Source organism: Pseudomonas sp. FSL R10-0399 (assembly GCF_009600165.1).
GTDB lineage: Bacteria > Pseudomonadota > Gammaproteobacteria > Pseudomonadales > Pseudomonadaceae > Aquipseudomonas > Aquipseudomonas helleri.
On the sequence record NZ_WIWK01000131.1, the window covers coordinates 1 to 15628 of the forward strand.

Below are 15628 nucleotides of genomic sequence, written 5' to 3' on the forward strand. Positions count from 1 at the left end.
GTGAGAGCCTGGATTCTACCGGTGGCTGGCTCTCTGCCTCTCGTTTCAAGCGTTGCGCTTATTCTATGAATTCAGGACATCATAAATACCATGGGAGTCCGTGGTTCTTATTTGCACATTATATGAAAACATACAATCATCACCGATAGATACAACTCGCCCATGGTCCGACAGAATGTATGCACCTTCGATACTGGTACCTTTACCAATAACAACCTTTGCTCCGTGCTTAATTCCTATCGACAGGTTACCGATCCTAAAAGGGTCCATCTGTATCATCCCCCCATCACCGTCAACAGTAATCTTAAGATTATCCACCCGTCTCAAATTTACAATAGTGATAACATTATTATCACCTTCAATCGTGATCAATACATTCCCCCTAGCATCATCAGGGATATTTAAAACATTCCCAAAACCTTTATCAACAACTTTAATTGACATATAAACCCCACACTCCTTATTAAACACTGACACCTAAAGCCTTTAAGGCTGCCTCATCAAATGCTATCAGCATAAAACAACCATCAATCGAGGCAGACCACAAAGACCTATAGCAAAGCTTATACTGCAAAGTAAAGAACTTACTATTTAAAATTAACGCATTTCAAGTTCCCATTTTTTGGAAACAACCGCTTCTAGAAGGTCTAAATCCACCTCAATATGCTTTTGGTATGGGATAAAGTCGCCAGACCCTTCACACGCCAAAATATCGTAGCGCCCGGCACCCGATAAAAGCCCTAAAGACCAATAGACTTGGGTATAAGCACCTTCCGCCTGCATTTCCAAGAAACAAGCTCCTGGCTCAGCATGGATAATATTAGCTAACCCAGCACCATGCGGTGCAACCACATATCGCGCGCCTCTAAAAACGCTGGCTTGCTCCCTCAAAGTAAGATCACCCAAGCGAATAATCTTGAAATCATATGCCTCCAAGAGCGCAATCAATGCATCTTCATTAAGTATCTGCCGATTACCTTTGGCTGCATCTTTTCGAGAAATATAGATTCTCTCACCAAAATTATGATCTTCAGTTTTTGAGGTAAGTAAAGCCCTCAACCAAGTCACATGCCCTTGGGAATGCAGCGGATTAGAAAAAAGCGTTGGGACAATAGCGTCCTTCACCAGGACAGGCCGGCTATCCTGCACAACATGCAAATTTTTACCGCCACTCACACCCAACTTAAATAGCGTTTCCCACTGAAATTTTTCTAACGGCCCATTCAAAATCAAACTGCGTACATCTTTCCAATACGAAGAACCGTGCAGCGCTGTAAATTTAGAAAGCCAGTTAAACATCCAATGATAGAAGTTTTGCTGACCTCCAATTACAGCCGAAGGTTCTGATATAACAGTAGAAAAATCACCACTCAGGTCGATTTCTCCTGCGGAAAGCCTTTCAACCATTTTCTTGCAGTGTCCATCCAGCATAGTGTCACTAAGAACCCAACCCTCTTCAGTCATCACCAATCCGTGCGACTTGAAGAAGCGAATATTTTCAAGACGGGCAACTGTCAGCGGACCATGAGAGAACGATGATGCAAATCGACTTCCATGTTTTTCCACCAAGAAATCTGCGCTAGGCACATCAATCTCTTCAAATCGCGCCCCTTTAAGAACCGCATACTCTTTCACCGTCATTACTCGCACAGCTACCCCCATCCAAAATTTAAAAAACCAGAATACACACTATGCTTCAAAAAAGCACAAACAAAGCAGACAACATCGTTTCATGCCTACTATGAAAGCCATGCCCACAGAAATGCCGCCAGTGGAGGACTTGCTTCAAAAAACAGGGATCGAACCATATAGGCAATGCTCCGCACTTCAGCAGCTCTCCGCCCCATGATGTCAACACACCCACTCCTTCGTATGTTGTTGAACCACCTAGCCAGGGATTGATATACCTGAATGCCCGAACCGAGTACGGTGATGAGTAGAAAAGACGTATGAGCAATAGTAACCGCCCCACGCTTTCCTCACCATGATGTGCCACACGCCCTAAAAATCAGCCATTTCGTACGACGCATCCCTTTCCTTGTGACGAAACTTCCTAGAAAATCCCGTTCGCTTGCGCCAGACCAAATCGGGGCATAGTCTCGGCCATCGCTGTAAAACAGCGGTTGGGTTTAGTCGCCCGACGATGTGATCAGGCGCAAGGCGCCACCTCCGCGAGGCGCTTTTTTTCGGCCTCAGCTTTATGGTGGCCGTGCGCAGGGCACCTTCGAGTGCGCCGGGTTTCCTGATCACCGGTCGACTAACCTGCGTACGGCTGCCACCTTCGTTTAGTCGCGACAGGTGACAGCTCCTTTAAGTTGGTCAGGAGTTTCACCATGAAAAAGCTAGTCCCCGATCCACCTTCGTTCACCCTGCAAGATGATGCTGCACAGTGCGATTCACAGTCGCTGGACCGTGCCGCCGCAGATCGCGCCCTCAATTATTACCTGCAAGACCATAAGCCCATTCGGCACGTGGACACAGCCACGTATGCCATCTGCGACAGTGTCAATTTCGAAGCGGCTTTGGCCCAGGCGTCAGACTTGTTGCGCTGCGCGGGTGCTTCGGCGAGTGAGGCGGGGAATGGCTTGAGCGGGCAACCGCGTGATCTGATGATGTCGGTCATGCACTTGGTGGAGCTGGCCAAGGCGTATGTCGACAAGTCGCTGGACGGTTTGGCGATGCGCTGATGCAGTACGCGCCTGATTGACAGCAGGCGCGTTTTTTATTTTTTGTGGCCAGTATTGTGAGGTCTTCGCTCTTCGTAGAACGAGGCCGCGTCCGGTTACGCAGCAGCCGTAAAACCAGCCTTTGCGGTGTTTTTGACGAAAAGATCGCAGCCGTCGTTCCTCGGCAGCTCCTACGGGGTATTTGCCAGCCGTTAGACCAGTGTCACACCCGCTAAAAATCAGCCGTCTCGGCCCATCGCTGTAAACACAGCGGTTGGGTTTAGTAGCCCGACTTGCAAACTTGGCGCAAAGCGCCACCTCCGCGAGGCGCTTTTTTTGGCCTGCGCTTTATGGTGGCCGTGCGCAGGGCACCTTCGAGTGCGCCGGTTTCCAAGTTTGTACGGCTGCCACCCCCTGTAGGAGCTAGCTTGCTCGCGATTCAGACGACGCTGCATGTCAGCAAAAACGCGTTGATCCCATCGCGAGCAAGCTCGCTCCTACGCACGTGGATACAGCCACATGAGGCGGGGAATGGTTTAAGCGGGCAACCGCGCGATCTGATGATGTCGGTCATGCACTTGGTGGAGCTGGCCAAGGTGTTTGTCGACAAGTCGCTGGACGGTTTGGCGATGCACTAAAGCAGCACGCGCCTGGGTGACAGCAGGCGCGTTTTTTATTTGTTGTGGGCGGTATTCAAAACCTGTAGGAGCGAGCTTGCTCGCGATGGCTTCAAAATTGCTGCGTTTATCCATCAAACACACGCGTCATCGTTAGCGGCCATCGCGAGCAAGCTCGCTCCTACAGAGACCTTTAGCCAGCCTGCGCCCACACAGCCCCCAGACAGGTCTGGTTTCTGTAGGGCGAGAGGCATGATGGATCAGTCGAAAATCTCGACCACGCCCACAACCGCATTGGCTTGGTTGGTGACGGCCAAGGCGCGGATTTTGTGGTCGAGCATGTAGGCTTCGGCTTCGGACAGTTGCGAGTCGTCTTTGATGGTGTGCGGGTCGCGGGTCATAAAGTGCTCCACGGTGGTGTGGATTACACCTTGGTCCTGCAATAACGCACGGCGCAAGTCGCCATCGGTGACGATGCCCACCAGCACGTCGTTGTCCATCACCACGGTCAGGCCCATGCGGCTTTGGGTCATGACCAGCAGGCAGTCGTGAAAGCTGGTGGTTGGGGTGACAACCGGCGCTGGGCTGTGCATTACGTTGCTCACGCGGGTCAGCAATTTACGGCCCAAGCTGCCGCCCGGATGGTAGCGGGCGAAGTCCATCGGTTTGAATTGAATAGCTTCGATGATCGCAACGGCCAGTGCATCGCCCATGGCCATGGTGGCCAAGGTCGAGGTGGTCGGGGCCAGGTTGTTGGGGCACACTTCGCGCTCAACGCCGATGTCGAGCCAAATGTCAGCGTGCTTGGCCAAGGTCGATTTGCCATTGCCGGTCATGGCGATGATTTTGTTGCCGAAGGATTTCAGGCTCGGGATCAGCTTGATCAGTTCTTCGGTTTCACCGCTGTAGCTGATCAGAATCAACACGTCGATCGGCTTGAGCATGCCCAGGTCGCCGTGGAAGGCTTCAGCCGGGTGCAGGAAGAAGCTCGGGGTACCGGTGGACGCGAAGGTCGCGACCATTTTTTGCCCGATCAGGCCGGACTTGCCCATGCCACAGACCACGGTGCGACCTCTGCAGCTAAGCAACAGCTCGACAGCGCTTTGAAATTCACCATTGAGGCGGTCTGCCATCTGGGTGATGGCTTGCGCTTGGGCGATAAGGGCTTCTTTAGCGATAGCGAGGTGATTCATCTTTTTGACTTTCGTCCTTGAAAACAACGTGATGGGAGGGACGGCGAATTTTAAGGTTTTTGTAACATTAAGCAAACGTCGATTGCCAATCGCTCGTCGGTTTTATCGCTTTAATGCGGCCCCGAACCATTACTACGGGCACGCGAGTAAACTTTTCGTTGTGCCTGTGTTCTCTATCAATCAGCATATTGTTACCAATACCGTAATAAGTCGGACATACGGCACTGCCTAAGTTGAAGTCATGAACCTGGATCTACTCCCCCTGCAAGGCCGCAGAACGCTTTACCGCTGGCAGCACGGTCAGTTGCACGACCACTTGCGCGCGCTGTTGCCGCAATGGCGCGAGCACGCACTGACAATCACCAGCCAGGACCTGGACTCCAACGCTTCGTTCGTCAACTACGTGCGTCACCATCAAGTGACAGATCCGTGTACGGGTCAGACCGTGGAACTGGTAGAAAAGTCCATCCGCAAGGTAGCTTTTTTGGGCAGCCAGGAAGCACGCTTTTACCGCCACCCGGACATGCTGAGTGCCAGCACGCAGTTTCAGTACCCGGCCTGTATCGGGGTGATTGAAACGCCTTGGGAAAGCCTGATTTTTACTGATTTTGTGCGCGGCAAGCCGCCGCGCATGCTGGGTATCGCGCCGCAACTGGCACGGGGGATTGCCGAGCAGGAAGCCCTGAGCCAGGGTTATTTGAGCCAGCAACCTGCGCACAAGGCGCCGCTATTCTGGAGCATGGATTTTTACCGGCCGTGGTTTGCGCTGCGCCCGCGCTTCAACTTTGCCCGCTGCCTGCCCGAACTTGAACGTCTCGGGCTGCACGATGAGCGCTTTAGCGGCTTGGCAGAGCAATTCAAGGCCTTCACCCCGCTGCTGGCCCGACTGGGCCGCGCCGCGCGCAGTAGCCCCAAATGCATTAGCCATATGGATTACCTGCAAAAGAACCTGTTTGTCGACAAGGGCCAACTGCTGCTGATCGACTGGAGTGAGGTTAAGGTTGGCCGCGTGGGATTCGACGGTGGGGCGTACCTGGGTGCGTTGTTCCGACGAAAGGAGATGCCGATGTTTCTCAAGGCTAAACAGCAATTTGTGGACGCTTATCGCCAAGCACTGCCGGGGCAGTTCGACCCTGAAGAGGCGTTGCGCAATCTGCACTACATGTTTTTGCTCAACGCTCTGTTCCACTGCCTGCGCCCAGAAACCATTGCCGAGTACCAAGAGAAGCAACGCATGCCGGTGCTGCGTCAGAAGTACGACTACCTCCTGAGCCTAATTGGCCACTAAAGGCTATTTGGAATCATTTTGTCGTTCAAACTTTAGGATATTTCCTATTTACACCAGATAAATATCCGATCTTGCACTGTTAATTTGTATTAATATCCGTGTGTATTTTCTTCTGTCGTCGACCTTGGGTCGGTGTCTTGTACCGCACGCTACTCAAACGGATTTTTGCTCCAGGTTTATGGAAGAAGCGACTCCCCTCCCGCGCTTGTTGATCCTTTCTAAAGGCGCCCAGTGCATCCCTACCCTGCCGTCGCTGCTGCCCGATTACGCGCTGCATAACGGCACTGTGGCCGAGACGAATAAAGCCGATTACGTCATGGCCTGGGGCCGCAAACCGAGTGCCTTCAAGGCCATGGCCGCGGCGGCACAGGCCAATGTGCCGATCCTTACGCTGGAAGACGGTTTTTTGCGCTCCGTGGGGTTGGGCGCCGATGAGCCGCCGCTGTCGTTGATCGTCGATGACGTGGGGGTCTATTACGACGCCAGTGCGCCTTCGCGCTTGGAGCTGTTGATTGGCGCTCCACTAAGCCCTGCCGACACCGAGCGCGCCGTAGCGTTGCAAGCGTTGTGGCAGCAGCAGCGTGTGTCCAAGTACAACGACGCGCGTATCGAGCACCCCGAGCTGCCGGATGATTGCGTGTTGCTGGCCGACCAGACCTTTGGCGATGCTTCGCTGCAAGGCGCCAGCCCGGAGGATTTCCGCGCGATGCTGGAGGCGGCGCTGACGCGCTACCCCACCAGCACCGTAGTGCTTAAAGTGCACCCGGATGTGGTCGCGGGCCGCAAACGCGGGCATTTTGACCTGACGGCGCTGGCCACTCACCCACGGGTGCAGGTACTGGCGCGCAATGTTCACCCGGCCGAGTTGCTGCCGCGCCTGCGGGCCGTGTATGTGATGACCTCGCAACTGGGCTTCGACGCCTTGCTGTGGAATGTGCCGGTACATACTTGGGGCATGCCGTTTTATGCCGGCTGGGGCCTGACGCAGGACCGTTTGCCGGCCCCGTCACGGCGCCAGCCAGTTAGCTTGGCACAACTGGTTCACGCCAGCCTGGTGCGCTACCCGCGTTATGTCAGCCCCGAAACCGGGCAGCCATGCACCCCGGAGGTGCTGATGCTGTGGCTGGGGCTGCAACGCCGCCATCGCAGTGCGTTGCCGGTGGCAGTGCAAATGCTCGGTTTCAGCCGTTGGAAAAAACCTCTGACAAAACTGTTTTTTAGTGGTTCGACGACTCGCTTCGTCAAACCTAAACACGCACTAGACCCACGTCTGCCAACAGTGTCTTGGGGCTGTAAGCACGACGCCGATCTTAAGACGCACCCGCAGGCCGTGAGCCGAGTCGAAGACGGTTTTCTGCGCTCGGTCGGCCTCGGTGCAGGCAAGGCACGACCGCTGTCGTGGGTGGTGGATGACCTGGGCATCTACTACGATGCCACCCGTCCGTCGCGGCTGGAACGTATCTTGCTCGATGATCCCTTTGATGCCGCGCTGCTGGCACGGGCACACGCACTGCGCGAGCTGATTTGCCGCACGGGCGTGACCAAATACAACTTGCCCGGTGACCCGTGGCTGCGACCCGCTGAGGCGCAGCAGGTGATTTTGGTCACGGGGCAGGTAGAAGACGACGCGTCGATTCGTTTTGGGGCCAATCGCATCCGCAGCAACCTGCAGTTGCTGCAGGCGGTGCGTGAACGTAATCCCCACGCCTGGGTGTTGTACAAGCCGCACCCTGAAGTGTTGGCCGGCACCCGCGCCCGCGGCCCTGACGAGGCGCAAACGGTGAATTGGTGTGACGAGGTGATCGGCAATACGCCCTTGCAACAGTTACTCGAAAGCGTGGATGAAGTGCATGTACTCACCTCCCAGTCTGGCTTTGAGGCCTTGCTGCGCGGCGTTCCGGTGACCACCTACGGCCAGCCGTTTTACGCTGGCTGGGGGTTGACCCGTGACGAAGACCTGCACCCGAATGTGCAGGCCCGACGCGCGCGTCTATTAAGCCTTGACCAACTGGTGGCGGGAACATTGCTGCTGTACCCCACCTACGTCAGCCGCATCACTGATCGCTTTACCACCGCCGAGCAGGCGCTTTACGAACTTCAAAACTGGCATGCCTTACCGCTGCCTGGAGCGACCACCAAATGGCAGGATTTGATACAGCGCTTGAGCAGTTTGTTGGGCAGGTTTCGCCTGAGAAACTGAGAGCGCGGGGACCGAATCGTTCACTTGCCCCCGCTTCGCGCAGTTTTTTGTTTCTACAAGGCGTCAGTTCCCCGTTCTTTGCGCGTCTGGCCAAGGCCCTGCGCGGCATCGGCCAACGGGTGCAGTGCGTCAATTTTAATGTCGGCGATGTTCTGTACAGCCGGGGCTCACGCACTTTTTGTTCGTCGCGCCCGGCAGAGCTCGAAGGGTTTTACAGCCACTATTTCAATCAGCTGGAGGTCACTGACCTGGTTCTGTTCGGTGACTGCCGCCCAGTGCATCGCCCGGCTGTGGCGCTGGCTCGACGCCTGGGCATTAGGGTGCATGTGTTTGAGGAAGGTTACTTTCGCCCCTACTGGATTACGCTGGAGCGTGACGGGGTCAATAACAACTCACGCCTGCCCCGCGACCCGGACTGGTATCGCGACGTCGGCAAGTCCATCCCAAGCTATGACAATGGCGCGGCGTTCAAACTGTCGTTTGTAACCCGCGCCACCCACGATGTGCTGTATCACAGCGCCGGCGCGCTGAATAAATTGTTCTTTGCGCACTACCGCACCCATGCGCCCTTCACGGCGGCTACTGAGTACACAGGCTTTATTCGCCGTGGCGTGCGCCTGCTGTTTGCGGGGCGTCACGACGATGCGCGGGTGAGCGAAGTCGCTCGCGAACGTAACCCGACCTTCTTGCTGCCGCTGCAATTGGACAGTGATTCGCAAATCAAGGATCACTCGCCGTTCAACAATATGGTCGAAGTCATCGACCATGTGATGGCCTCGTTTGCCGCTCATGCGCCGGGCGCCGCACGGTTGCTGATCAAGGATCACCCGCTGACGCCGGGGCTGGTGAACTATAAGCACATCACCAAGAGCCTGGCCAAACGCTACGACGTGGCCGACCGGGTGGACTTTCTCGACGATGGCCATATGCCGACGCTGTTGTCGCACATTGCCGGGATGATCACGGTCAACAGCACGGCCGGGGCTTCGGCACTGCTGCACAAGCGCCCGACCTTTGTGTTGGCCAAGCCGATTTACGCCCTGCCCGGCCTGACACACCCCGGTAGCCTTGACGATTTCTGGACGCACCCGGTCGAACCGGACATGGCCCTGTTTCATCACTTTCGCAACACGGTGATTCACACCACGCAGATCAATGGCGGCTTTTACACCGGCTGCGGCATCGATATGGCCGTGAACAATTGCCTGGCCGTGCTGATGGCAAAAACATCAAGAATTGAAAACTTCCTATGACCCAACGCTCTACGCCCCGCTGTATTTTTATCACCGGCGCCACTGGCGGGATTGGCGGTGCGCTAGCCCCCGCGTATGCCGCGCCGGGCGTGACCCTGATCCTGCAAGGCCGCCGCCTGGATCGCCTGGAAGCCATGGCCGAGGAATGCCGCGCCCTCGGGGCTCGCGTGTTGCTGGAACCGATTGACGTGCGCGATATTGACGCACTGCGGGCCATGGTGCGGCGCATCAGTGATGCCGAGCAACCGGACCTGGTGGTGGTTGGGGCCGGAATCAATATCGACATCGGCCCTCAGGGCCAGGGCGAGCAATGGGACGATACCCGCGCCTTGCTGGACATCAACGTGATGGCGGCTTTCGCCACCGTGGAAGCCGCCTTGCCGGCCATGCGTGCCAGAGGCCATGGGCAGATTGCACTGTTCAGTTCGCTGGCCGGGTGGCGCGGCTTGCCGGTGACACCGACCTACAGCGCAAGCAAGGCGGCGATCCGGGTGTATGGCGAGGCCATTCGCGACTGGCTCGCGCCGCAAGGGGTGAAGGTCAATGTGATCTTGCCCGGTTACGTCGAATCGAAAATGTGCTTTGAAATGCCCGGCCCCAAGCCCTTTTTATGGACCGCTGAAAAAGCCGCCAAACGCATCAAGCGCGGCCTGGCGGCGAATCAGGCGCGCATCAGTTTCCCGTTTCCGCTGAACCTTGGCACCTGGCTACTGGGGGTGATGCCGCAGCGCCTTTCTTCGTTTATTTTGCGTGGTCTGAATTACAGTGAGTGAGTTTTCCATCCTGCACGTAGGTGTTGTCGGCCTGCTGATCACCGTTTTACTTGAACGCTTGCTGGTTCCACGCCCTCACCTGCGTCGGCCCTTGAGTTGCTGGTTGTTGCATGCCGGGGCCTGGTGCGTGAGCCTGGCGTTGCTCTACGGTTTGACCGCGCGCCCGCTGTTCAGCGGGATCAATGTGGTGTTGCTGTGGCTGCTGATCGTGATGGTCAGCAATACCAAGTACCACTCCCTGCGCGAGCCGTTTGTGTGTGCCGATTTCGAGTATTTCAGCGACGCTGTGCGCTTCCCACGCCTGTACCTGCCATTTTTCGGCATCGCCAAGGCCGCGTTGCTGGCCACAGGTTTTGTCATTTACCTGTGGGCGGGGCTGACCTTTGAGGCGCAAGTAGCCGGTGGTCGGCTGGATGCGCTGTGGCTTGGGTTGGCCGGGGCGATCCTGTTGAAGCTGGGCCACCGCCACAGCGTGCCGACCTTTGATGCGCAAGCCGACCTGCTGCGCTGGGGCTTGGCCGCCAGCCTGTGGCGTTATTTTTGGGCGGCCCGTGCGCCTGTCGACCCGGCGACGCTGGCGTCACCGTTCAGCCCAGACAACACGCCCGCCCCGGCGGCGCCGATGCCCGACCTGGTGTCAGTGCAGAGCGAATCGTTTTTTGATGTACGTGAGCTGTGGCCGGGTATCAAACCCCAGGTGCTCAGTGAGTACGACCGCCTTGCGGGCGAAGCCCTGGCCCGTGGCAAGCTGCACGTGGCCGCGTGGGGCGCGAATACCGTGCGTACCGAATTCGCCTACCTGACCGGCATCCCCGGCGAGCGCTTGGGCGTACACCGCTTTAACCCGTACCGCGTACTGGCGCGCCAGGGGTTGCCGAGCATCGCCAGCCACCTCAAGGCGCAAGGCTACCGCACAGTGTGCATTCACCCCTTCGACGGCAGTTTTTATGGCCGTCACCAGGTGTTGCCAGCGCTGGGTTTCGACGAATTTATCGATGTGCGCAGCTTTAACGACACACAGAAAGCCGGGCCGTTTATTGGCGATTGCGCGGTGGCGGACAAGATCCATGAGCTGCTGCACGACCCAGCCCGCACCCAGCCGCTGTTTATTCACGCCGTGACCATGGAAAACCATGGCCCGCTGCATTTGGAGCAGGTGGACGCTGCGCAATTGCCAACCTGGTTCGACCGCCCGCTGTTGCAAGGCATGGACGATCTGGCCCCCTATGTACGCCATCTTGCCAATGCCGACCAAATGCTCGGCAAGCTGCGCAACAGTCTGCTTGAGCGTCCCAACGAAGCGCTGCTGTGTTTCTTTGGCGACCATGTGCCGATCCTGCCGAACGTGTATCAGGCCGTTGGCGAGCCGGCGGGTGATACCGATTACTTGATCTGGTCCAACCGCCGCCAGCACAGCGTCACCCCGAGCCCGATCCGGGTCGATGCGCTGTCCAGCCACCTGGTGGCCTGTGCCGCTCAAACCCAAAGCGAAAGCCCTGTCGGCGGAGCGGCGTAAGGCCATGGTTGCTATTGTGCTGGGTTCTAACCTGACGCCAGACCTGCGCGCCGATCCCAAGCTGTCACGCCTGGTGACGGACGGACGGGGCTCTCTGGCGTTTATCATCGGCAACTCTGCCTGCCGCCAGCGCTTGCTGGGCAGCAGCATTCACTGGGACCGCGTATTGCTGGCCTTCGAAGACGGACAGCCGGTGGGTTACGCCGCGTTTAAACATCACCTGCGCGGCCCGTTTGCCCTGCGCTCGCTACCTTTTATCCGTGAATTTGGCTGGCTCAGCGGCAGGCTGCGGTTTGCCGCGTTCTGTTTGAGCGAATGGCGCGAGTGGCGTTATCCGTTTTTGCTGTACGGCTTGCGGGTGAGCAAGTCGGCGCGCAATCACGGCATTGCCACCGCACTGCTGCAGGCGTGCAGCGAACGGGCAACAGCCCATGACTTCAAGTGCGTGTACCTGGAAGTGCCACTGGGCAATGACCGCGCGCGCCATCTGTACCTGCAAAACGGTTTTAGCCTGCTGCGCCGGCGCTGGGTGCCGTGGCCGCCGGTGCGCAGCATGCGCCGCTGCGTGGAGTCTGCTTCGTGAACGGCCTCGACACACCGGTCATCCAACTGCAGCCCTTGGTTGAAGGCCCCGGCTGGATCGGCATCATGTCGCAGTGGGTCGCGTGGAAGGTGCTGCATCTGCCGCAATTTCTCGGCCCCGAAGGCGAGCCGTTCTGGCTGTGGCAACGTGGACAACGCGCGCCCAAAGGCCTGAAAGCTATTGCCGGGATTGGCTACAAGCAGTCTTCGGCCCACGCGCGAGTGCTGTGCCAGCGTTGGGGCTTGACCTACATCGCCCTGGAAGATGGCTTTTTGCGTTCGTCTTCGCTGGGCATTGAAGGTGATACACCAATGTCGATGGTGGTGGACCCGGTGGGCATTCACTACCTGGCCGACCGCCCTTCGCTGCTGGAAAACATTCTGCAAGACCCGAGCTGCTTGCGCCCGGATGAACTGGACAGCGCCCGCCAATTGATCGCTTTGATGCGCCGCACCGGCATCGGCAAATACAACAACGCCCCCGACCTCGACCCGGCCGACCCACTGGGGCGCGAGCGGCCCTTGGTGTTGGTGGTGGACCAAACCGCTGGCGATTACTCGATTCCCGGCGGCGGTCTGTGCGAAGCCGATTACGTGCGGATGCTCGACACTGCCATTGCGGAAAACCCGGACGCGGAAGTGCGCGTGCGCATTCACCCGGACTGCGTAGGCGGGCAAAAGCCCAGTTGCCTGCTTGCTGCCGCGACCGCGCGTGGCGTGGGCCTGGAAAGTCGGCCGGTGTCTTGGGCTTCGTTGGCACGGCGGGCTCGGCGGGTTTACATCGGCACCAGCCAGGCCGGGCTGGAAGCCTTGATTCAAGGCGTGCCTGTGACCTGTTTTGGCCTGCCCTTCTATGCGGGCTGGGGCCTGACGGACGACCGCATGCCCATCCCCCGGCGCCAGGCACGCCCGGATCTGGTGCAACTGGTGGCTGCGGCCTACTTGCGTTACTGCCGCTACGTCGACCCGCTCACCAACCTGCCGACCGATGCCCTGACCGTGGCCCATCAACTGGCCCGACAAAAAGCGCAGGATACCGAGTTTGCTGAAAACCTCACGGTGCTCGGGGTCAAGCGTCACAAACAGCACAACCTGCGGCGTTTTTTCAGCAGCCGCTGGGGCCAACTGACCTTTGCCGAAGACAGCCCCACGCTGCTGACCGACGTCGCCGCCCGGCGCGGTACTTTGCTGGTATGGGCCGCCCGCGAACCGACCGACCTCAAGGCGCGCGCAAAAGCTGCGAACGTCCCGGTATGGCGAGTGGAAGATGGTTTTCTGCGCTCCAACGGGCTGGGCGCGCACAACGCCCCGGCGTTGTCACTGGTGCTTGACCGCAGCGGCATCCATTTTGATGTCAGCACCCCGTCCGATCTGGAAACCCTGCTCGAGCACAGCAGTTTTGAGCCTGCGCTACTGGCCGAAGCGGCCCGTTTGCGCGAGCGCATCGTTGCGCTGGACACCAGCAAGTACAACCTCAAGAGCGACGTTGATAACCGTGTGCGGGCACGTCCCGGCCAGCGGCGAATTCTGGTGCCTGGCCAAGTGGAAGACGACGCCTCGCTGCGGTGCAGTGTCAGCACCTTGCACGACAACCTGGCGCTGCTCAGGCAAGTGCGCAGCAGCGCCCCCGACGCGTGGATCGTCTACAAACCGCACCCTGACGTGGAAGCCGGCAAACGCCATGGCGGCATGACCGACGCGATGCTGCTAGGGCTGGCCGACCAAGTACTGCCCGGAGCCGACATCGCCCGGCTCTATGCACACGTCGACGAAGTACACACCATCAGCTCGACGTCGGGCTTTGAAGCCTTGCTTCGTGGCTTGCTCGTCGTGACCTATGGCACACCGTTTTATGCTGGATGGGGCCTGACCCAGGACCACCAGCCGTTTGCTCGCCGGACCCGGCGTCTGACCCTGGACGAGTTGGTAGCCGGTGCCCTGTTGCGCTATGCGCGCTATGCCGACCCGCAAACCGCTTTGCCCTGCGATGCGTGGCATGCCCTCAAAAGCCTGTCGACCCCTCGCCCACCGCGCCTGATGCAGCACCCGCGTTTACTGCCGCTGCTCAACTACACCCGGACCCTGCTTGGTATTTCCCGAGCATCGGTTCCGCCAAAGGATTAGTTCATGCCAACGTCATTGAAGGATCTGGGGCGCTATGCCGCATTGCCTTGGCACTGCCTGCAACTGCTGACCCACGCCAAATCGTTTGAGAACAACCCGGTGCTGGGCAATGCCCGGCTCAACGCCATGGGTTTGCATGTACAGCGTCGCCAATTGGCGATGAAAGTGGCGGCCATGCGTCGTCGGGCGCTGGCGTCGCGACTGGACCCGGCCGAATTGGCGAGCTTCGAAGCGCAAGGTTTCTTCGTGCGAGAAAACGCCCTGCCGCCCGAACAGTTTGCGGCCCTGCGTGCCGAACTGGGTGACTTGCGCAGCACGGGTTGGGAAATGCGCCAGGGCAAAGCCGTGACCCGTCGCGTGAGCCTGGACCAAGACGTACTGGCCCAGAACCCTGCCAGCGCGGCTTTTATCGCTGACCGCGGCGTGCGTGATCTGATTTCGTATGCCTCGTCCAACACGGGGGGCATCACCTATCAACTGCAGTCGATCGTAATTGATGGGGCCAACGCCAATGACGACCCACAGACCCGACTGCATGCAGACACCTTCCACCCGACGGCCAAAGCGTGGTTATTTCTGGATGACGTGGCTGATGATCAGGGGCCCTTCAGCTACGTGCCGGGTTCTCATCGTTTGACGCCCGAGCGTCTTGCCTGGGAATATCGTCAGAGCCTGGGTGCGGCCAGCTCGAGTGAGCAAATGCACCGTGAAGGTTCGTTCCGGATTCATGAACATGAGTTGGCGGAACTGGGCTTGCCGGCGCCCCGGCGTTTTTCGGTCCCGGCCAACACCTTGGTCGTGGCAGACACCTCGGGTTTCCACGCCCGGTGCCCGAGCCTGCGGCCTAGCCACCGAGTAGAAATCTACGCCAGCTTGCGGCGCAACCCGTTTATCCCGTGGCGTGGTGCCCACCTGTTCGCCCTGCCGTGGATCGCCAACCACCACATGCGGTGGGACATCCGCCTCAAACGCATGATGGGTTTTGACAAACGCAGCCATTGGCGGTTTATCGAACAGCTCAACGCCTATGAAAAACCGCATATCTAAAACTGCGCCCCCCTGTGGGAGCGAGCCTGCTCGCGATACAAACAACGCGGTGTATCTGCACAAGCGCGGTGATGCAATCGCTGTAGGAGCGAGCTTGCTCGCGATGCAAACAACGCGGTTTATCTGCACAAGCGCGGTGGTGCAATCGCAGGCAAGCCAGCCCCCACAAATGCTTGCACCGCTCAAAATCAGGTAACCCAAAACCTGCTCGCGATGCAGACGACACGGTTTATCTGCACAAGCGCGGTGATGCAATCGCGAGCAAGCTCGCTCCTACAGGTGCTTGCACCGCTCAAAATCAGGTAACCCAAAACCTGCTCGCGATGCAGACGACGCGGTTTATCTGCACACACGCGGTGATGCAATCGC

14 protein-coding genes are annotated in these 15628 nt (G+C 58.1%); 10 read left to right on the plus strand and 4 right to left on the minus strand.

Annotated features, from left to right (window positions below; translation table 11 throughout):
• Nucleotides 1-63 precede the first annotated feature (63 nt).
• Nucleotides 64-444 carry a hypothetical protein gene (locus GHO41_RS25395; protein WP_153434987.1) on the minus strand — a complete coding sequence of 127 codons (381 nt, stop codon included), beginning with the start codon at nt 442-444 and terminating at the stop codon, nt 64-66.
• 153 nt (nt 445-597) lie between these two features.
• Nucleotides 598-1641: a DUF563 domain-containing protein gene (locus GHO41_RS25400; protein WP_178126581.1), complete on the minus strand. Its 1044-nt coding sequence runs from the start codon at nt 1639-1641 to the stop codon at nt 598-600.
• A gap of 692 nt (nt 1642-2333) precedes the next feature.
• On the opposite strand from GHO41_RS25400, the gene GHO41_RS25405 reads away from it, so the two are divergent.
• Both GHO41_RS25405 and GHO41_RS25410 read left to right on the plus strand, forming a co-directional pair.
• Nucleotides 2334-2687, plus strand: a complete 354-nt coding sequence (locus GHO41_RS25405; protein ID WP_153434989.1) for a DUF6124 family protein — start codon at nt 2334-2336, stop codon at nt 2685-2687.
• Nucleotides 2688-3094: 407 nt separating this feature from the next.
• Nucleotides 3095-3304 (plus strand): DUF6124 family protein, encoded by a 210-nt coding sequence (locus GHO41_RS25410; RefSeq protein ID WP_153434990.1) that lies wholly within the window; start codon nt 3095-3097, stop codon nt 3302-3304.
• 239 nt (nt 3305-3543) lie between these two features.
• On the opposite strand, the gene GHO41_RS25415 is transcribed toward GHO41_RS25410, so the two are convergent.
• Complete coding sequence (locus tag GHO41_RS25415; RefSeq protein WP_153434991.1) at nt 3544-4476, minus strand: SIS domain-containing protein; 933 nt, start codon at nt 4474-4476, stop codon at nt 3544-3546.
• Between the two features lie 241 nt (nt 4477-4717).
• On the opposite strand from GHO41_RS25415, the gene GHO41_RS25420 reads away from it, so the two are divergent.
• The 8 genes from GHO41_RS25420 to GHO41_RS25455 all read left to right on the plus strand — a co-directional run bounded on the left by GHO41_RS25420 (nt 4718) and on the right by GHO41_RS25455 (nt 15259).
• Nucleotides 4718-5764, plus strand: a complete 1047-nt coding sequence (locus GHO41_RS25420) for a phosphotransferase (RefSeq protein WP_256678855.1) — start codon at nt 4718-4720, stop codon at nt 5762-5764.
• A 178-nt stretch (nt 5765-5942) separates the two neighbouring features.
• Nucleotides 5943-7964 carry a capsular polysaccharide biosynthesis protein gene (locus GHO41_RS25425; protein ID WP_153434992.1) on the plus strand — a complete coding sequence of 674 codons (2022 nt, stop codon included), beginning with the start codon at nt 5943-5945 and terminating at the stop codon, nt 7962-7964.
• Nucleotides 7904-9217, plus strand: coding sequence for a capsule biosynthesis protein (locus GHO41_RS25430; protein ID WP_153434993.1), 1314 nt, complete (start codon nt 7904-7906; stop codon nt 9215-9217). The genes GHO41_RS25425 and GHO41_RS25430 overlap by 61 nt, the downstream gene beginning before the upstream one ends.
• Complete coding sequence (locus GHO41_RS25435) at nt 9214-9990, plus strand: SDR family oxidoreductase (protein WP_153434994.1); 777 nt, start codon at nt 9214-9216, stop codon at nt 9988-9990. The genes GHO41_RS25430 and GHO41_RS25435 overlap by 4 nt, the downstream gene beginning before the upstream one ends.
• Nucleotides 9991-9997: 7 nt before the next feature.
• Nucleotides 9998-11506: an LTA synthase family protein gene (locus GHO41_RS25440; RefSeq protein WP_371929035.1), complete on the plus strand. Its 1509-nt coding sequence runs from the start codon at nt 9998-10000 to the stop codon at nt 11504-11506.
• Between the two features lie 4 nt (nt 11507-11510).
• A complete protein-coding gene (locus GHO41_RS25445) occupies nt 11511-12089 on the plus strand; it encodes a GNAT family N-acetyltransferase (RefSeq protein ID WP_153434995.1) in 579 nt (192 codons plus the stop codon).
• Entirely contained in the window at nt 12086-14212 is a 2127-nt protein-coding gene (locus GHO41_RS25450) for a capsular polysaccharide biosynthesis protein (protein ID WP_371929034.1), read from the plus strand. Before GHO41_RS25445 ends, GHO41_RS25450 begins: the two co-directional genes overlap by 4 nt.
• Nucleotides 14213-14215: 3 nt before the next feature.
• Entirely contained in the window at nt 14216-15259 is a 1044-nt protein-coding gene (locus GHO41_RS25455; protein WP_153434996.1) for a phytanoyl-CoA dioxygenase family protein, read from the plus strand.
• Between the two features lie 188 nt (nt 15260-15447).
• Here the strand turns inward: GHO41_RS25455 and GHO41_RS30125 are convergent.
• Nucleotides 15448-15628: hypothetical protein (locus tag GHO41_RS30125; protein WP_218580282.1), on the minus strand; the 181-nt coding region annotated here is incomplete at its 5' end.